Here is a 17,315-nt window from a genome sequence, read left to right as displayed (position 1 = left end):
AGATATCTTCGCGCCTGCCTTCAATGCGTCTCCCATACCGTCAACGTCTTCATCTCACTACAACTTCCTTGCGAAAGTCCATCATGACAGCATCGCCTTCGTCGCATTCGGCCCTGAACAAGCTCCTTGAGACGCTGACCCTGGAACCGCTCGAAGACAACCTGTTCCGCGGACCGAAGGCGACCGAAGGCTGGCAGCGCGTTTACGGCGGTTTGGTTCTTGGCCAAGCAGTAGTTGCAGCAGCATCGACGGTCGACGAGAGCCGCCCGATCCACTCGTTGCATGGCTACTTCCTGCTCGCCGGCGATCCCGAGCGCGAAATCGTCTACGACGTTGAACGTATCCGCGACGGAGGCAGTTTCACGACCCGCCGGGTGCGCGCCATCCAGCACGGACGCGCCATTTTCTCGATGAGCGCCTCGTTCCACAAGCCGGAGGCGGGTTTCGAGCATCAGTCGAACATGCCAGACGTTCCCCCGCCCGAGGCCCTCCCCAGCAGCCAGGATCTCCTGCGCGGCGGCAATGCCGATCTGCCCGAAAGCATGCGTTCCTACCTCAGCCGCGACCGGCCGATCGACGTTCGCATCGTCGATGCCTCTCGCTATGCGAGCCGTGAGCCGAGACCCGCGACGCAATCGATCTGGCTCAAAACCAATGGCCCGCTCAATGGGAATGCCTACATCCACCAGGCGGTTCTAGCCTACGCATCGGACTTCACCTTGCTCGACACAGCCCTGGTCGCCCACGGCAAGCTGCTGTTCGACAGCGATATCCAACTGGCGAGCCTCGACCACGCTATGTGGTTTCACCGGCCGTTCCGCGCCGATGACTGGCTGCTCTATGTCCAGGACAGCCCCAGCGCCTCCGGTGCACGCGCCTATTGCCGGGGCGCGATATTCAACCGCCAGGGACAACTGGTTGCGTCTGCAGTCCAGGAAGGACTAATGCGCCCCAGAGAGACCGCATTCCTGCCCAAATAGCGTTCAATCGGCCGAAAATGCACAATTTCTGTGCTTGCTACGTGTGCTGAACGCGCACCGGATCTGCGGGCCGACAAACTTTCCGTTGTCTAATCAACAGCTTGAGTAAGCGCTGCGAAACTGGCACGCGTCTTGACTCCCTACGTCGCGAAGTCTGCTTCCCGGCGTGGGGATGAGACTGTTTTGTCGAGCACCCGGTCACGGCCGGTTCAAAGAGAAAAGGGGGCCCTATGAAGCTCATTACCGCGGTAATCAAGCCATTCAAGCTCGAGGAGGTTCGCTCGGCGCTGACCGATCTCGGTCTGCAGGGCATGACCGTCACTGAAGTCAAAGGCTACGGCCGCCAGAAGGGCCACACGGAAATCTACCGTGGCGCCGAGTACGCGGTGAGCTTTCTTCCCAAGATCAAGATCGAAGTCGTCGTCCCGGGCGCACAGGTGGACAAGGCGCTCGCTGCGATCCAGCGCGCCGCGAAAACCGGTCAGATCGGCGACGGCAAAATCTTCGTTTCGCCGATCGAGCACACGGTCCGCATACGGACCGGTGAATCGGACGACGACGCGCTCTAAAGGCCAGGATTTCGCTTTTTAGACGTCAATCAGGGAGCACACACATGGAGTTTCGAACTATAGCGCGGTACGCAGGGGTCTTGGGGGCCCTCGGCGCCATTGCGCTCATTATCGACCCGGCGTTGGCCCAGGACGCAGCGACGACCGCTGCCCCTGCGGCTCCCGCCGCGGCCGCAGTGGCGCCTCCGGTGCCGAATAAGGGCGACTCCGCCTTTATGTACATCGCATCAGTCCTCGTTCTTCTGATGACGGTGCCGGGCCTCGCATTGTTCTACGGCGGATTAGTTCGCTCGAAGAACATGCTGTCGATGATGATGCAGGTGTTCGCAACGCTCTGCCTCGTCGCGATTCTTTGGGTGCTCTACGGCTACTCCATGGCCTTCACCAACGGCGGCAACCTCAACGACTTCGTTGGTGGTTTCTCCAAAGCCTTCTTGAAGGGCGTCGATTCGAACTCGCTCGCCGCAACCTTCTCGAACGGCGTCTACATTCCTGAATACACCTACATCATCTTCCAGATGACGTTCGCGTGTATCACGCCCTGCCTTATCCTGGGTGCCGTTGCCGAGCGTCTGAAATTTTCAGCGATGCTCATGTTCATGGCGCTCTGGGTAACGTTCATCTATTTCCCGATCGCGCATATGGTCTGGTACTGGGGCGGTCCGGATGCATTCGGTAACGCCGCCAAGGCCGTTGCGGCCGCGACGGGCGACGCAAAGGTCCAAGCACAAACGGCTCTCGACGCCGTGCTAAAGGACGCAGGCATCGGCTTCCAGTGGGGCGCACTCGACTTCGCTGGCGGCACCGTCGTTCACATCAACTCGGGCATCGCCGCACTCGTCGGCTGTCTGATCCTCGGCAAGCGCATCGGCTACGGTAAAGAACCCATGCCTCCGCACTCGCTGGTGATGACGATGATCGGCGCCGCTCTCCTGTGGGTCGGTTGGTTCGGCTTCAACGTTGGTTCAAACCTCGAGATCAACCAGTTTGCAGGCGTTCCGTTCATCAACACGTTCATCGCGACCTGCGCAGCGGGCCTCTCGTGGATACTCATTGAGTGGATCGCGAAGGGCAAGCCGTCGGCACTCGGCATGGCGTCGGGCGTCGTCGCTGGTCTCGTGGCGATCACGCCGGCTTGCGGTTTCTCCGGTGTCATGGGCTCGATCATCCTCGGCCTCGTCGTCAGCCCGATCTGCTTCTTCTTCTGCTCGGCAGTTAAGGGAGCGCTCGGTTACGACGACAGCTTGGATGTCTTCGGCGTCCACTGCATCGGCGGCATCGTGGGTGCGATCGGAACGGGCCTTCTCGTCAATCCCCAGTGGGGTGGGGCCGGTATCGCCGACTACATCTCCAAGCCCGGCGAGATGACGGCAGGCACCTACGACATGGTCGCTCAGGTGATCACGCAGGCCAAGATGGTGGGACTGACGCTCCTCTGGAGCGGCATCGGCTCCGCCGTTCTCTTCAAGCTGGTCGATATCGTCATCGGTCTCCGGCCGTCGGAAGAGAAAGAGCGCGAAGGTCTCGATCTCGTCGATCACGGCGAGAGCGCCTACCACTACTAATTCACGCATTTCCCGTGGCCCTGAGAAGGGCCGCGGGATCTCTCCTCCCGAGCACGCGTCTCCACCTAGACGTGCTCAACCTTGGGCCCGGCGCTCTGTGCATCGGGCCCTTTTTTATGTCTTCAAATTGAAACGATGACTTCGCATCCGCGCGGCAACACCGATAAGAGCCGACGGAGATCCGTGCGCCGCAGCGCGATGCAACCTTCCGTCGGCTTCAAATCGCCCCGCGCAATGTGCACGAAAATGGCGCTGCCGCGATTGCGCAGACGCGGCGCATCGTTATAGCCGAGCACCAGCACGACATCGTAGAGCCGGTCGGAGCGCCACAGACGCTCGGCACTTGCGGGATAGGGCAGCTTGACCGGACGATTGTAATTGCGGTCGAGGGGACTGTCGCACCACCCGTCATTCGGATGAATGGGGTAAACATCGAGCGCCGTGCGCGGCCGCCTCACATCCGGCCGATAGAGCGCATAGCGCACCGCAAACCGCCCCGTCGGCGTTGCGCCATCCCCCTCGCGCTTCAAAACCCGGATGCCACCAAACCCCAATGCGCAGGGGACGTCGAATTGGCCAAATTGCAAGCGGCCCTGACGCGAGGCCCGGGACAACGCCCTAACAAAGAGCTTTGCCGCCGGTTTGGGGCCGCTCTGAGAGGCGCCGCGCGCGCGCCGTCCACGGGTCTTCGATGCCGCCATTCAAGGAACCAGCCATTCCCCTTGCCTGTTTGCTTGCAGACCCTATGTTGCCCCCGCACGCGATGCTAGTGTTCCACACTAAAAGCAAGCCAAGAAACTGGAGCCCCGTCCATGAGCACGGCCCGAAAGGTCCTCCTCGTCGACGACGATGAAGATCTGCGCACGTCGCTGAAAGATCAACTCGTCCTACACGATGAATTCGAGGTTTCGGAAGCAGCGACCGCGACCAAAGGAATAGAGGCGGCAAAGACAGGCCGTTTCGATCTCGTTGTTTTCGACGTCGGCCTGCCGGACATGGACGGCCGCGAGGCCGTGAAGCTGCTTCGCAAATCGGGATTCAAAACCCCGATCGTGATGTTGACCGGCAATACATCGGACGCTGACCAGATCTTGGGGCTCGATGCCGGCGCCAATGATTACGTGCTGAAGCCGTTCAAGTTCGCGGTTCTCCTCGCGCGCATTCGCGCTCAGCTCCGCCAGCATGAGCAGAGCGAGGATGCTGTCTTCGCGATCGGAAGCTACACCTTCAAGCCCGCATCGAAACTCCTGATCGATCAGACCGGCAGCAAGATCCGCCTGACGGAGAAAGAGACATCGATCCTGAAGTATCTCTATCGCTCCGGCGACAAGGTCGTTTCGCGGGACGTCTTGCTGCACGAAGTCTGGGGCTACAACGCCGGCGTCACCACGCACACGCTCGAAACGCACATCTATCGGTTGCGTCAGAAAATCGAGAAAGATCCCTCCAACGCCGAGCTGCTGATTACCGAGAGTGGTGGCTACAAGCTCGCGCCTTAGGCGAGTTGCATTAGCGTTTCGGGAAGCACATCGACCGTGTATCCGTTGCTAATCGGATGCATCCACAGGCCCCTTCGCCATTTCGCTCAGCGATTGTTTCAGGCACTGGCGAGTCGTGTTTTAAATTTCCTTCGCATGCGGCCAAGCCACGTCGCTGGCGCGTTCGATCTGTCCTGTCGGCATGGAGTCCAAGAACGATGGCTATCGACGCCCTCGTCAAACCGCTTTTGGCGTTGCCGCTCTTCCAAGGTTTAACGCCACTGCAATTGACCGAGATCGTTCGGCGCGCGGAACGCATCATCTATAGACCTGGCGATGCCATCATCGCCGAGGATGAACCGAGCGATGCGGCAATCGTCATCGTCTCGGGCACCAGCGTCCGCATCAACGATCATCGCGACGTTCCGCAAAAATCGCGCGGCGAAACTTTGCCCGAAGGCGTGATGATCGCAGAATTGGCGATGTTCATCGAACTCGTGCACACCACAACGGTGATTGCGCAGAGCCAAGTGAAAGCACTGCGGCTCACGCGCCAGAAAATGCATGAGCTGATGGAGGAGGACGCCGGGCTCGCGCGGCACTTCTCCTCGTGCATCACCACCCGGCTAAAACTATTGGCGCACGACATGAAAGCTGTTGATACGATCATGGAGCGTGCAGCCATCGCCCCACAGCTACCTCAGGTTCGCCCTAATCTCCCCGTCGACGCGCACCCAGGCTGACATCCGACAGCACCGCACGCTGACCCCAGCGTTTGGGCGCGGGAGATTTTGTCCTTGGAAGCTGAATTGGGGGGCTAAAAAAGAGTGCGCCCAGTCCCGGGGGGAGGAACTGGGCGCTATGCGCTTGTCGCGCTCGGCACCGGGAGGGAAGCCGGTACCAGAGGCGGCGTCTTCGGCTAGACGGGGGGCACTACCGAATACAGGGTGACGCCACCTGCATGATTGGACTTAAGCGCAAGCACGAAGAATTCAATAGTGCCTGCGCGGGCACATCACGAAAATGTGATGACGAACTTGAGTTTATCCACAGGTTGGGTATTGCATCGGGTCGAAAGTGCAACACCCTGATTTGCCACCAAAAACTCAGAAAGGGGTCGCCTTTTTTGGCCCAAGCGGTTGAATTTTAAATAAATTCCCATCGAGTTCATCGCTTTTGACCAGCTGCGATAATTCGATTCGGGTGGCTTGGCCTTGCGGATCGGTAGTCACCCATTCCTTCAATTCCAACGTCGGCTTGGTTGCCAGATACAGCTTTATCTTGCCCGGAGAATTGGGATCTTTGTCCTCCAGCGAGAGGACGATGAGGTCGTCGGCCTGCTGCACTTCGATGATGCGCGCGTCTCGAATGAGATCGACATCTTTACGCAGCAAGAGCCGGAAAGGCGTTTGATCGAGCGACACCCGATCTTCGTTGTTCAAATCGAGATCTTGAATGGCAAGATTCTCGCCGTCCGAAACGATGACTTGTTTCGACGGCAGAGCGTAATCGAACCGGAAGCGACCCGGCCGCTTGACGAAGAACTTCCCCTTCATCCGCTTGTTTCCGGCGTCTGTCTGAACGAACGCGCCCTTCAAATTCTGCAGAGACTGGAAATACCCGCTGACCTGCTCGACGAGCTTCGTCTGATTTGCATCGAGCGTGATGCCGTCAGGACTATTCGCTGGAGAAACCTCTCCCGTCCAACCCTTTACGGCTGGCTTAGCTGTATCTGCGGGCTTGGTTGCGTTAGCCGGCGGATTGACGATCGTATTCGTCGGCCCGTCCGGATCCTGCGCCGTGGCAGCTCCGATCGACGCGAGGGCAAAGCCCACCGACAAGGCGCCTACGCGCAAAATTTCGCTCATGAATCGTCCCATCGTGGCCCCCCAAAGCCCCGAAGCCCCAATCGCGGGGCTCTGTACGCAGATTACGGTTTCGGCAAAGATTGCGTCCAGAACTAGGCGGAAATGCTGTCGTATTTGTTGCCTACGGCGAATGACGTGTCACAGGCAAGCCGCGAGAGGATTGACGGGGCGATTATCCTCAGTTGCAGCGCCGCGTGTTATCGATGTCACGCAGCTGCATCGGCACCGCCGCCACGCGGAACGAGGATCTCGCGCTTCCCGACGGAGTTCGCTGCAGAAATAAGCCCTTCGCGTTCCATACGCTCGATCAAATCCGCGGCCCGATTGTAACCGATCGAAAGCCGGCGTTGCACATAGCTCGTCGATGCCTTGCCGTCCCTCAAGACGATGGCGACAGCGCGATCGTAGAGGTCGTCGTCGCTCGCTTCCCGAACCCCGCCAGCAACGTCCGACGGCGGCGGCGCATCCGTGATGCCCTCGACGTATTTGGGTGATGCCTCTTGTCTCAGCGCATCCGCGAACGCCACGACTTCTTCGTCGGTGACGAATGCGCCGTGAACGCGCACCAGCTGCCCTGCCCCGGTCGAGTAGAGCATGTCGCCCTGGCCGAGCAGCTGCTCTGCGCCCTGCTCGTTGAGAATGGTGCGGCTGTCGATCTTCGAAGTGACCTTGAACGAGATGCGCGTCGGGAAGTTCGCCTTGATCGTTCCGGTGATGATGTCGACCGATGGCCGCTGCGTCGCCATGATGAGATGGATACCGGCGGCCCGTGCCATCTGTGCAAGACGCTGCACCGAGGCTTCGACCTCGCGGCCCGCAACGATCATCAGGTCAGCGAACTCATCGACGATGATGACGATGCGCGGCAATGGCTCGAGATCCATTTTCTGCGTCTCGAACCGCGCCTGGCCTGACTTGTCGAATCCCGTTTGAACGGTGCGCGACAGCATCTCGCCGCGCTTCTTCGCGTTGCGCACGCGATTGTTGAAGACGTCGATATTGCGGACCGAAAGCCCGGCCATGCGCTTGTAGCGCTCTTCCATTTCGCGCACGGCCCAATTGAGCGCGGCAACGGCCTTGTGCGGATCGGTGATGACGGGCGTCAGCAAATGCGGAATGCCGTTGTAGACCGAAAGCTCGAGCATCTTCGGGTCGATCATCAGCATACGGCAATCGTCGGGCGAATGACGGTAGAGCAGCGACAGCACCATCGAATTGATACCGACGGATTTACCGGACCCCGTCGTACCCGCAACCAACAGGTGAGGCATGCGCGCGAGGTCGGCAACGACCGGATCGCCGCTGATCGATTTGCCGAGCCCGAGCGGCAAGCCTGCGCTCTCAGCCTTGAACGTGTCGGCTTCGAGAATTTCGCGTAAAAGCACGGTTTCACGCCGCGTGTTCGGCAATTCGAGACCGATGGCATTGCGGCCGGGCACGACGGCGGCGCGAACGCTCGCGACACTCATCGAGCGCGCGATATCTTCCGCAAGACCGATGACGCGCGAAGACTTCGTGCCGCGCGACGGCTCGAGTTCGTAAAGCGTCACGACCGGACCGGGACGGATATCCTTGATTTCGCCTTTGATGCCGAAGTCCGCGAGCACGTCCTCGAGCAGTCGCGCGTTTCCGCGCATGACGGTCTGCGACAGCTCCGGACGCGGCTTCTGAGCGCCGGGCCGCTTCAGCATATTGAGAGAAGGGCGTTTCCATTGAGGTTGCACGCGCGACCACGCCATACCCGCGAGAAGCCCATTGCTCTGAGGTGCAGCTGGCTTCTCCGGTGAAGCGGGCCGTTGCGGCTGCGGTGCGGCTGTCGCTGCCGGGATGGGCGGCGGCATGACCGCAGGCGCCCGGTCGGATGAGCGATCCGGAGACCTCTCGTATTCCCGGCCTGCAGAAGCCGGCGCAAAGCGCGCTGCGATTTCGCGGCTGGAATTGTCGATGCTGTCGTCGAAATCGAACTCACGGTTGAGGATGTCGTCCGCGGAATGGTCGCGTGGAACGTCCGCCTCATTGGCACCAGGATTGATCCCGGCCCGGTCGAAGTTTTCCCGCGCGCCATGCATCTCGTCGCGAGGCGAAACGTTGAGCGACACATCGGAATGGACGTCGGCATCGGTCTCCCGGCGCGGACGCGCGGTGCGTTCCGGATTGAGATCGAGCGTGCGCGTCGGCGCATCGGCATACGCGTCGAGCGAAGAATAGGTGTCAGCCGATCCCGCAGGCTCGGAGGATCGCCCGAACCAGCCCTTTCGCACGCGGGCAGCACCGGCCATGACAGTCGGAGCGATTGCAGCCGCCTCTTCCCAGCGCCGCTTGCTTGTTGCGTAGCGGAGACCAGAGCTCAAGGAACTGAGCAGCGACTTGAAGACGGTTTCGGGCTCGAACCCGATCGCTTTGCCGGACGTCTGGATCGCCGCTGCCACGAGCACACAGCCTGCAGCGAGCGGAGCCCGCTCCTCGTTCAGCATCGCAAAAATTTTGAGCGCCAAATGATAGACGCCATCGCCCAGAAGCCCGCCGTAGCCATGACGGAGCGGCCACCCGGTCATGATCGGCAGAGCGGAGATCGCCCCGACGAGCGCTAAAATGGAAAGCGGGTAAAAGCCGAGCTTCACGCGGCCTTGATCGATACGCTCCGATCTGAGCATCTCAATTCCCCAGACGACGGGAGCAACGAGCGCGATCACCGCTCCGAAACCCAACATCTGGAAGAGAAGATCGGATATGATTGCACCGACCGGCCCCGCGAAGTTGCGAGCGGCAACGGTCGTCGTGTGGGTCAGGCTCGGATCGAGCACGGACCACGACACAAGGCTGACCCAGATGAGCGCCGTCGAGCCGAGCAAAATTGCCCCGCCAAAGCGGCCTACCCAGCCTAACAGCCGGTCCTCCAGAGACTGCGGAAGCAGCCGCTGAGGATCCAATCCACGCGTATCAAGCGACATAACGGCGAACGTACTCTTTAACGCAGCACGGAAATCGTGCGTTCGAGCGCTTCCCGGATCGTCGAAGAGTCTTGCACCATGGCGACACGAACATAGTCCGCGCCGGGGTTGGTGCCGTCCCGTCCCGTCTGAGCCAGAAAGCTGCCGGGAATAACCTTGACGCCTGCACGTTGCCATAAGGTTACCGCCGCCTGAGCGCCGCCACCGAATTGGCTCAAATCAAGCCAGAGACAGAAGCCGCCCGCGGGGCGCTTATAGCCGTAACGGTCACCTAACACATTGTCAGCAATGAGGAATTTGTCTCTATAAGCCGCTCGGGAGGCCTCAACATGCGCCTCGTCGCGCCAAATGGCGGCTGACGCATGTTGTACCGGCAGCGGCACGGTCGGAGCGCACATGTTCCGGACTTCGCCGTAGGCCTCGAGGAAAGCCTCATCTCCAGCACAAAAGCCGGATCGAAGTCCCGGCAGGTTCGAACGCTTCGACAGCGAATTGAAAACGACGAGATTGCGGAAGCGCTCGGGCGTCTGGATAGCGACTTCGAGACCGCCCGTCGGCGGAGCCTCTGTATAAATCTCCGAATAGCATTCATCGAGAAACAGCATGAAGTCGTGCGCGCGGGCGAGTTCGAGCGCCTTCAGGATGTAACGCCTATCGGCGACCGCGCCCTGCGGATTGGCGGGCGAGTTGATGAAAAGTGCCGCCGTTCGAGCAAGCAGGCTCCTATCGCGCGCGATCTCGTCGAGATCCGGAAGGAAGCCCGTCGCCTTCGTCGCGTTGAGATAAACGGGCTCGGCGCCCACCGCCAACGCACCGGCGACGTAGGCCGAATAATAGGGATTGCACATCAGGATCGCGGGACGCCCCTTGATGTCCTTGCGCCCGACGGCCGGAAGACACGCGAAGAACAGCCCTTCGCGCGAACCGCTGAGCATCAGCACTTCCCGCTCGTGATCGACCGCCGATGGCAACGCGTAACGCTTCGACAGCCACTCGGAAATCGCGAGCCGTGCATCCGCCGCGCCGCGGATCGGCGGATATTTCCCGTAAAGCGCCGTCGCCTCGTCGAGCTTCGCCGCGATGAAATCCGGCATCGCCTCGCGCGGTTCGCCGATCGTCAGCTCGATCGGCGTCGCATGGCCGGACGGAATACCGGCGAGAAGCTTCCGAAGCTGCGTGAAGGGCGAGGAAATCGCGCCGGATGTGAGAGAGGAAAGCGGATGGCTCATCAGCGAACAGTCGAGGCTGCGTCTAAGCCGCTATCGCACGCTCGCGCGCCAGATGGAAGCGGGAAGCGCGGCAACGCTCACGACCTGACATTCGCGAGGCTGCGCGATGCGGGCGCACCGAAGATCCGGCGAAATTCGTGCGCGAAGTGCGGCTGATCGTAAAAACCCGCGGCGTGCGCGGCAGTCGTGAAGTTGCTGCCGGCGACGACTTCCGAAACGGCGGACCGCATCCTGGCCCAGGCCGCGTAGCGGCGGTAGCAAACGCCGGTCTCCTGTTTGAAGAGGTGCTGAAACCGCGACATCGAAAGGCCCGAGGTCCGAGCTGCTTCGGCGACACTTGGCGGACATGCTCGCTCGGCGTCCATTTCGCTTTCGTCACGCTCCTGCACCGCGATCGCCTCAATGGCCCGCGCCACGCGAACGTCGATCGTCGGGCGAGTTCCAGCCGTCGAAAATTCGACGAGCTCGGCCACGGCTTCATGCACCCACCGAGGGCTCCCTGCAGCCTCATAGATCTCGCGCAGCAGGCCGAGATCCGACTGCTGTCCGATCAGCGCGCCATGTTCTTCCCGCGTCTGCTGGATGAGCGCGGCAAGGCCCTCGGCAGAGGCCTCAGTAGGCTCGACATAAAGAACAGCCAACGGACGGCCGTCGGCATCGAACTCATAAGCGTCTCCGGCTCGGATGATCGCGGCCCGGCACGAAAACCAGCTGCCGCCGCCGAGCTTCAACCGAAAGTCATCGTAGAGCCCCGCGAGAAGCACCGAAGCGCTGTGACTGTGAAGTGCGTTCCGCCGCAAACAACCGGCGAAAAGCATCCGCCCGTCCCCGACATGCCACAACGGCTTGAGGACTTGGTTCACGTCGGTAGCAGGTTCGTACAAGCGCGCGTCCTCTCTCCCGGTCTAGCCTCGCCCAAGCTTTTAACACCTCCGTGGGACGCCGAAATGTCGAAGACGACCGCAAATGAAATCTCGGGCAAAGTGCCCGCCGCGCTGAACTTCGACCGCCGCAAGCTTCTGGCAGCAGGCCTCGGTCTCGCAGCAATGCCCGCACTGAGCCTGTCGACGGCATCACGCGGCGAAGCCTCGGCCGCATTGCTCGGCGGTTGGCAGCCCAAATTTTACCGCTTCAAACTCGGCGACTTCGAGATCACGACAATTTCGGATTCGGAATCCTTCATCGACGGACCGTTCCCCCTGATCGGCAAAAACGCCGCCGAAGCCGACGTCCGCAAGCTGATGCGCGACAACCTCCTTCCCGAACAGAAATATCAGCCGGGCTTTTCTCCGACCATCATCAACACGGGGAAGGAAATCATCCTGATCGACACGGGAAACGGCTCCAACGGCTTTATCCCGCGTCCCGATGGCGGTTGGCTCGCAGCACAACTCGCACCGGCTGGATTCAAACGCGAAGATGTCGACATCGTTCTGCTGAGCCACGGGCACCCCGATCACATCGGCGGCGTCATCGAGAATGGCGAACCGCTTTTCCCGAACGCGCGCTATGTGATCGGCGGGATCGAGCACGACTTCTGGGCGCCGGAAGGCAAATTCTCAGGCGACATGGAAAAGTTCGCGAGCATCTACAGGGCTAACTCGAAACCCATCGTCGACAAATACACCTTTATAAAGCCCGGCGACGATGTGGTAAGCGGCATCCGCGCCATCGAAGCCTATGGCCATACGCCGGGCCACCTCGCCTACATGATCGAGAGCGGCGGCAAATCAATATTGTTCTGGGGTGATTGCGCCCACCATCAGGTGGCGTCGCTCGCGCATCCCGAATGGCACTGTGTTTTCGACACCGACAATGAGCAGAGCGTGGCGACGCGACGGCGCATTTTCGATATGGCCGCAACGGATCGCCTGCCGGTCATCGGCTATCACATGCCGTTCCCGTCGCTCGGGTATGTGGAGACGATCGCGCCAGGCAGCTACCGCTGGCTCGCCCACACCTACCAGCTCAACCTCTAGCGTCAGCAGGCGGAGCGATTATTCCGGCAGATGTGTAACGGCCTCGATGTTGTGCCCGTCGGGGTCGATGATGAAGCCGCCGTAATAGTTGGCGTGATAATGCGGTCTAAGGCCAGGCGCCCCGTTGTCCTTGCCGCCCGCGGCAATCGCCGCATCGTAGAAGGCTTGCACTTCCGCCCGGTTTTGAGCGGAAAATGCGACGTGCAGCCGGCCCTTCAGCGCCGTCCCGGTACCGAGCCAGAACTGCGGGCGCTCGCGTCCGAAGCCCGCGTAACCGTCGTCTTCCTCTTCCGAGAATTTCACTTCCCTGAGGAGCACTATGCCCAAAGGCGCCAACGCCTTGGTGTAGAAATTCAATGACCGCTTGTAGTCGGTGACCGGGAAACCGATGTGATCGAGAATGTCCAGCACGGCTGCTCCTATCGACTGGCTATCTGATCGAGCGGCGCGAATTTCTAGACGCGCCGTTCCACCATCAGCTTTTTCAGTTCGGCAATGGCTTTGGCAGGCGACAAACCTTTCGGGCACGCCTTGGCGCAGTTCATGATCGTATGACAGCGGTAAAGACGGAACGGATCTTCGAGATTGTCGAGCCGTTCGCCTGTCGCCTCGTCGCGGCTGTCGACCACCCAGCGATAGGCCTGCAGCAGAATGGCGGGACCGAGATACCGATCGGAGTTCCACCAATAGCTCGGGCACGAAGCCGAGCAGCACGCGCAAAGAATGCACTCGTAAAGACCGTCGAGCTTCTCGCGATCGTCGCGCGACTGCCGCCACTCTTTCGGCGGCGTCGGACTATCCGTCTTGAGCCACGGCTCGATCGAGGCGTGCTGCGCGTAGAAGTTCGTCAGATCGGGGATCAGATCCTTCACGACCTTCATGTGTGGCAAAGGATAGACCTTCACGGCACCCTTGACCTCGTCGATGCCCTTCAGGCAAGCGAGCGTATTTGTGCCGTCGATGTTCATGGAGCACGAGCCGCAGATGCCTTCGCGGCAGGAGCGGCGGAAGGTCAGCGTGGGGTCGATCTCGTTCTTGATCTTGATGAGCGCGTCGAGCACCATCGGCCCGCACTGCTTCTGATCGATATGATACGTGTCGATACGCGGATTTCGGCTATCGTCCGGGTTCCAGCGATAGATGCGGAACTCCTTCCAGTCACCGTCATGATCCGGCTTGTTCCAGGTCTTGCCTTCGGAAATCTTCGAATTTTTTGGAAGCGTGAGCTCAACCATGAGACTTCGGGGTCCCGCCTGCGGAAAATAACGAACTGTCTAATGACAGAAGCTTGAACAAGCCACCAGTGTCAACATGCGGGACCGCCGCGCGCGGTTCTTTCGCTTAAAGGGCTTTCTGGTGCTTCTTGAGCTCCCGGACGAGTGCAGTGAGCTGATCGGCGATCTCGGCCCCGGTATCGACGGCAACGCGCAGCGGCACCCGCGACTGGATGATTTCGTTGAGCCGCTCCTGCTGCTCGCCGAACCCGAAAAAGATCTCTTCAGGTGCGTCGATATCGCCGTCCTCGATGGCGGTCATCACATCGAACGCGTTCTGGGCGGCCAGAACCAGCATCGACGCGATGTCGTTCATCAGTTGCAGATAAAGGCGTTGCGCGTCGGCCCGGATGCGCTGCCCGTGCACACCGAATTTGAGGGGCGCCGACGCCTGTCCGCCTTCACCGGCGAAAACGCGGGGGTGACGCTGAAAGCGACGGAAAATCTCGGCAAGGCCGATGGAGCAGGTTTCGAGATCACGCAGAGCCGCGCTCGTCTTGCGCTTGGCTCGCGTGCGCGTCGCAAGCTTTCCCTCTCCCGACCAGTTGATGGCGGCGATCGACGCGACGGCTCCGAGCGCCGCCAACGCGGGCAGCACCGCCGCGAACGGATCGGGCGACATTCGGGTGTCGGTCTCGTCGGCGTCTTCCCTCGGAACCTTGCTCAAGCCTGATGCGCCTTTCCAGTAGCGGCCGCACCATAGGCGACTTCCTGTGACGGCGCTATTTGTACTCGCGCCATCCAGAACCGCTCAATAAACCCGCGCCTTCGGCTCGATGTACTTGACCTCGTTGGTCATCGTCTTGGTGTGCACCGGCCTGTCGTCGATCTTGACGGTCTTCGTCGCATAATCGGCCCAGGTGAGCGTGTGCTTCATCCAGTTGACGTCATCGCGCTTCGGATAGTCCTCGCGCGCGTGTGCGCCCCGGCTCTCTTTGCGGTTTTCCGCTCCGACGACCGTCACGGCCGCCTGCGAGATCAGATTGTCGAACTCGAGCGTTTCGACGAGATCCGAATTCCAAACGAGCGAACGATCCGTGACCGAGATGTCGGCAGCGTCGCGCCACACCGCATTGATCTTTTCGACGCCCTCTTTGAGCACCGGTCCATCGCGGAACACGGCGCAGTTCGCTTGCATCGTCTTCTGCATGCGGAGCCTGAGCGCCGCCGTCGGCGTTGAACCCTTGGCGTAACGGAAGCGATCGAGCCGCGCGAGCGCCGGCTCGTTGGCGTCTTTCGCCATATCCGGCTGGGACGCGCCCGCCTCGATCGTCTCCGCGCAGCGAAGCCCGGCCGCGCGGCCGAAGACCACGAGATCGATCAGCGAGTTCGAGCCGAGGCGGTTGGCGCCGTGCACCGATACGCACGCCGCTTCGCCGATCGCCATCAGGCCCGGCACCACGTGATCGGGATCGCCGTCCTTCTTGGTCAGGACTTCACCGTGATAATTCGTCGGTATGCCGCCCATGTTGTAATGGACCGTCGGCAGCACGGGGATCGGCTGACGGCGGAGATCGACGCCCGCGAAGACCTTTGCGTTCTCGGTAATGCCCGGCAGACGCTCCGCGAGAATTTTCGGATCGAGATGATCGAGATGCAGATAGATGTGATCTGCTTCCGCCCCGACGCCGCGGCCCTCGCGAATTTCGATCGTCATCGAGCGCGAGACGACATCGCGCGACGCCAGATCCTTCGCGTGCGGCGCGTAACGCTCCATGAAGCGCTCGCCCTTCGAATTGGTAAGGTATCCGCCTTCACCGCGCGCACCTTCCGTAATCAGCACGCCCGCGCCGTAAATTCCGGTCGGATGGAATTGCACGAATTCCATGTCCTGAAGCGGCAGCCCGGCGCGCAGAACCATCGCATTGCCGTCGCCCGTGCAGGTGTGCGCGGATGTGCACGAAAAATACGTTCGACCATATCCGCCCGTTGCAAGAATGGTCTTCTTCGCGCGGAACCGATGCACGGTGCCGTCATCGAGATTGAGCGCCATGATGCCCCGGCAAACGCCGTCGCGATCCATGATCAGGTCGAGCGCGAAATACTCGATGAAGAACTCGGCCGACTGCCGCAGCGATTGGCCGTACAGCGTGTGCAGCATGGCATGACCGGTGCGATCGGCGGCGGCGCACGTGCGCTGCGCGGGCGGACCCTCGCCGTAGTCGGTCGTCATGCCGCCGAAAGGCCGCTGATAGATCTTGCCGTCTTCGGTGCGCGAAAACGGAACGCCGTAATGCTCGAGCTCGTAAACGGCGGCAGGCGCGTTGCGGCAAAGATATTCGATCGCGTCCTGGTCGCCGAGCCAATCGGAGCCCTTGACGGTGTCGTACATGTGCCAGCGCCAGTCGTCGCGACCCATGTTGCCGAGCGCCGCGGCAACACCGCCCTGCGCCGCAACCGTGTGCGACCGCGTCGGAAAAACCTTCGTGACGCACGCGGTTTTAAGTCCGGCCTCGGCACAGCCGAGCGTGGCGCGCAGCCCCGCACCACCGGCGCCGACGACGACGACGTCGTAGACATGATCCTGCACGGGATAGGCCCTGCCGACCTGGGAAGGCGCGGCAATCGCACCATTGGCTTTGCCATTCGCTGCCGACATCCGTCTTAGGCTCCAAAGCTCAGTTTCAAAATGGCGAACACGCTCACGAGCGCGATGAAGATCGCAAAGAACGTGTTCAGCATGAGGGCTGCGAGCTTAAGCCCTTCCTCATGCACATAGTCTTCAATGATCGTTTGCATGCCGAGCCGCATATGAATGGTGCCCGACAGGATTAGCCCGAGTAGCGCAAGTGCAATCAGCGGATTTCCGAGCTTCTGGCGCACGGTCGTGTAATCGGCGCCAAGCAACGACACGATGAGCCAAACGAGGAAGATGCCGAGAAACACGTTGGCGACCGCCGTCACCCGCTGCTTCCAAAAGTGATCGGTGCCTTCTTTCGCCGACCCGAGGTAGCGAACTTTCTTCAGCGGCGTGCGCATCGATTTCATCAGGCGCCCCCGAGAGCGACGAACGCCCAGATGATGGCGGTCAGCGTGAAAGATGCCGCGAGCGTGCCCCACGATAGAATGTCGATCGTCTTGAGGCCGTAGCCGCGTCCGGTGTCCCAAAGGAAGTGACGCAGACCGCCCAGCATGTGGTTCATGAGAACCCACGTGTATCCGAGAAGAATGATCTTGCCGGGCAAAGTGGCGAACCAGCTCGAGACATAGTTGTAGTAGTCGGGACCCGAAGCTGCCGCGATCAGCCACCACGCGAGCAGCAGCGAGCCAGCGTAAAGCGCCGCGCCTGTGATGCGATGCAGGATCGACATCACCATATTGATGAGCGGGGAATAGATTTGAAGGTGTGGCGAGAGCGGCCGCTCGGGTCGCACGCCGCGGCCTGATGTAGCCTCCATCGGACGTCCTTCTAATGCGTGTGA

At 60.8% G+C, this 17,315-nt stretch carries 17 protein-coding genes; 6 read left to right on the top strand and 11 right to left on the bottom strand.

Annotated elements, in window-relative coordinates:
* Positions 1 to 83 precede the first annotated feature (83 nt).
* The 3 genes from tesB to AACL53_RS20250 all read left to right on the top strand — a co-directional run bounded on the left by tesB (position 84) and on the right by AACL53_RS20250 (position 3,114).
* On the top strand, positions 84 to 980 hold the full coding sequence (gene tesB, locus AACL53_RS20260) for an acyl-CoA thioesterase II (protein ID WP_339086410.1): 897 nt from the start codon (positions 84 to 86) through the stop codon (positions 978 to 980).
* A gap of 230 nt (positions 981 to 1,210) precedes the next feature.
* Positions 1,211 to 1,549, top strand: a complete 339-nt coding sequence (locus AACL53_RS20255; RefSeq protein ID WP_013950212.1) for a P-II family nitrogen regulator — start codon at positions 1,211 to 1,213, stop codon at positions 1,547 to 1,549.
* Positions 1,550 to 1,593: 44 nt separating this feature from the next.
* Positions 1,594 to 3,114, top strand: coding sequence for an ammonium transporter (locus AACL53_RS20250; RefSeq protein WP_339086408.1), 1,521 nt, complete (start codon positions 1,594 to 1,596; stop codon positions 3,112 to 3,114).
* 122 nt (positions 3,115 to 3,236) lie between these two features.
* Here the strand turns inward: AACL53_RS20250 and AACL53_RS20245 are convergent, their stop codons facing one another.
* Positions 3,237 to 3,815, bottom strand: a complete 579-nt coding sequence (locus tag AACL53_RS20245; RefSeq protein WP_339086407.1) for a L,D-transpeptidase — start codon at positions 3,813 to 3,815, stop codon at positions 3,237 to 3,239.
* A 111-nt stretch (positions 3,816 to 3,926) separates the two neighbouring features.
* Between AACL53_RS20245 and AACL53_RS20240 the strand changes: the two genes are divergently transcribed.
* Both AACL53_RS20240 and AACL53_RS20235 read left to right on the top strand, forming a co-directional pair.
* Entirely contained in the window at positions 3,927 to 4,613 is a 687-nt protein-coding gene (locus AACL53_RS20240) for a response regulator transcription factor (RefSeq protein WP_339086406.1), read from the top strand.
* 197 nt (positions 4,614 to 4,810) lie between these two features.
* On the top strand, positions 4,811 to 5,335 hold the full coding sequence (locus AACL53_RS20235) for a cyclic nucleotide-binding domain-containing protein (protein WP_339086404.1): 525 nt from the start codon (positions 4,811 to 4,813) through the stop codon (positions 5,333 to 5,335).
* Between the two features lie 363 nt (positions 5,336 to 5,698).
* Here AACL53_RS20235 and AACL53_RS20230 read toward each other — a convergent pair whose 3' ends face one another.
* The 4 genes from AACL53_RS20230 to AACL53_RS20215 all read right to left on the bottom strand — a co-directional run bounded on the left by AACL53_RS20230 (position 5,699) and on the right by AACL53_RS20215 (position 11,524).
* A complete protein-coding gene (locus tag AACL53_RS20230) occupies positions 5,699 to 6,460 on the bottom strand; it encodes an outer membrane lipoprotein carrier protein LolA (RefSeq protein ID WP_339086402.1) in 762 nt (253 codons plus the stop codon).
* 206 nt (positions 6,461 to 6,666) lie between these two features.
* Positions 6,667 to 9,411 (bottom strand): DNA translocase FtsK, encoded by a 2,745-nt coding sequence (locus AACL53_RS20225; RefSeq protein WP_339086401.1) that lies wholly within the window; start codon positions 9,409 to 9,411, stop codon positions 6,667 to 6,669.
* A 17-nt stretch (positions 9,412 to 9,428) separates the two neighbouring features.
* On the bottom strand, positions 9,429 to 10,640 hold the full coding sequence (locus tag AACL53_RS20220; RefSeq protein WP_339086400.1) for an aminotransferase class I/II-fold pyridoxal phosphate-dependent enzyme: 1,212 nt from the start codon (positions 10,638 to 10,640) through the stop codon (positions 9,429 to 9,431).
* Positions 10,641 to 10,717: 77 nt separating this feature from the next.
* Complete coding sequence (locus tag AACL53_RS20215; protein WP_339086399.1) at positions 10,718 to 11,524, bottom strand: helix-turn-helix transcriptional regulator; 807 nt, start codon at positions 11,522 to 11,524, stop codon at positions 10,718 to 10,720.
* Between the two features lie 63 nt (positions 11,525 to 11,587).
* On the opposite strand from AACL53_RS20215, the gene AACL53_RS20210 reads away from it, so the two are divergent.
* Positions 11,588 to 12,619: an MBL fold metallo-hydrolase gene (locus AACL53_RS20210; protein WP_339086398.1), complete on the top strand. Its 1,032-nt coding sequence runs from the start codon at positions 11,588 to 11,590 to the stop codon at positions 12,617 to 12,619.
* Between the two features lie 18 nt (positions 12,620 to 12,637).
* Here AACL53_RS20210 and AACL53_RS20205 read toward each other — a convergent pair whose 3' ends face one another.
* The 6 genes from AACL53_RS20205 to sdhC form a co-directional block, all read right to left on the bottom strand.
* Entirely contained in the window at positions 12,638 to 13,021 is a 384-nt protein-coding gene (locus AACL53_RS20205; protein ID WP_339087002.1) for a VOC family protein, read from the bottom strand.
* A 53-nt stretch (positions 13,022 to 13,074) separates the two neighbouring features.
* Positions 13,075 to 13,854 carry a succinate dehydrogenase iron-sulfur subunit gene (locus AACL53_RS20200; RefSeq protein WP_339086397.1) on the bottom strand — a complete coding sequence of 260 codons (780 nt, stop codon included), beginning with the start codon at positions 13,852 to 13,854 and terminating at the stop codon, positions 13,075 to 13,077.
* Between the two features lie 106 nt (positions 13,855 to 13,960).
* Positions 13,961 to 14,560 carry a hypothetical protein gene (locus AACL53_RS20195; protein WP_339086396.1) on the bottom strand — a complete coding sequence of 200 codons (600 nt, stop codon included), beginning with the start codon at positions 14,558 to 14,560 and terminating at the stop codon, positions 13,961 to 13,963.
* An 84-nt stretch (positions 14,561 to 14,644) separates the two neighbouring features.
* Positions 14,645 to 16,492: a succinate dehydrogenase flavoprotein subunit gene (gene sdhA, locus AACL53_RS20190; protein ID WP_339086394.1), complete on the bottom strand. Its 1,848-nt coding sequence runs from the start codon at positions 16,490 to 16,492 to the stop codon at positions 14,645 to 14,647.
* Between the two features lie 5 nt (positions 16,493 to 16,497).
* On the bottom strand, positions 16,498 to 16,881 hold the full coding sequence (gene sdhD / locus AACL53_RS20185; protein WP_339086392.1) for a succinate dehydrogenase, hydrophobic membrane anchor protein: 384 nt from the start codon (positions 16,879 to 16,881) through the stop codon (positions 16,498 to 16,500).
* A complete protein-coding gene (sdhC, locus tag AACL53_RS20180; RefSeq protein ID WP_339086391.1) occupies positions 16,881 to 17,291 on the bottom strand; it encodes a succinate dehydrogenase, cytochrome b556 subunit in 411 nt (136 codons plus the stop codon). Before sdhC ends, sdhD begins: the two co-directional genes overlap by 1 nt.
* Positions 17,292 to 17,315: the final 24 nt, after the last annotated feature.

This window comes from Hyphomicrobium sp. ghe19 (assembly GCF_902712875.1).
Classification (GTDB): Bacteria; Pseudomonadota; Alphaproteobacteria; order Rhizobiales; family Hyphomicrobiaceae; genus Hyphomicrobium_B.
This window is presented reverse-complemented; position numbering and strand designations above follow the sequence as displayed.

What these genes read in the sequence shown, in the direction of transcription:
- AACL53_RS20235 (WP_339086404.1), top strand. Translation starts at nt 4,811, where the DNA reads ATGGCTATCGACGCCCTCGTCAAACCGCTTTTGGCGTTGCCGCTCTTC.
- AACL53_RS20200 (WP_339086397.1), bottom strand. Translation starts at nt 13,854, where the DNA reads ATGGTTGAGCTCACGCTTCCAAAAAATTCGAAGATTTCCGAAGGCAAG.
- sdhD (WP_339086392.1), bottom strand. Translation starts at nt 16,881, where the DNA reads ATGAAATCGATGCGCACGCCGCTGAAGAAAGTTCGCTACCTCGGGTCG.
- tesB (WP_339086410.1), top strand. Translation starts at nt 84, where the DNA reads ATGACAGCATCGCCTTCGTCGCATTCGGCCCTGAACAAGCTCCTTGAG.
- sdhC (WP_339086391.1), bottom strand. Translation starts at nt 17,291, where the DNA reads ATGGAGGCTACATCAGGCCGCGGCGTGCGACCCGAGCGGCCGCTCTCG.
- AACL53_RS20245 (WP_339086407.1), bottom strand. Translation starts at nt 3,815, where the DNA reads ATGGCGGCATCGAAGACCCGTGGACGGCGCGCGCGCGGCGCCTCTCAG.
- AACL53_RS20225 (WP_339086401.1), bottom strand. Translation starts at nt 9,411, where the DNA reads ATGTCGCTTGATACGCGTGGATTGGATCCTCAGCGGCTGCTTCCGCAG.
- AACL53_RS20230 (WP_339086402.1), bottom strand. Translation starts at nt 6,460, where the DNA reads ATGAGCGAAATTTTGCGCGTAGGCGCCTTGTCGGTGGGCTTTGCCCTC.
- AACL53_RS20250 (WP_339086408.1), top strand. Translation starts at nt 1,594, where the DNA reads ATGGAGTTTCGAACTATAGCGCGGTACGCAGGGGTCTTGGGGGCCCTC.
- AACL53_RS20240 (WP_339086406.1), top strand. Translation starts at nt 3,927, where the DNA reads ATGAGCACGGCCCGAAAGGTCCTCCTCGTCGACGACGATGAAGATCTG.
- AACL53_RS20255 (WP_013950212.1), top strand. Translation starts at nt 1,211, where the DNA reads ATGAAGCTCATTACCGCGGTAATCAAGCCATTCAAGCTCGAGGAGGTT.
- sdhA (WP_339086394.1), bottom strand. Translation starts at nt 16,492, where the DNA reads ATGTCGGCAGCGAATGGCAAAGCCAATGGTGCGATTGCCGCGCCTTCC.
- AACL53_RS20220 (WP_339086400.1), bottom strand. Translation starts at nt 10,640, where the DNA reads ATGAGCCATCCGCTTTCCTCTCTCACATCCGGCGCGATTTCCTCGCCC.
- AACL53_RS20210 (WP_339086398.1), top strand. Translation starts at nt 11,588, where the DNA reads ATGTCGAAGACGACCGCAAATGAAATCTCGGGCAAAGTGCCCGCCGCG.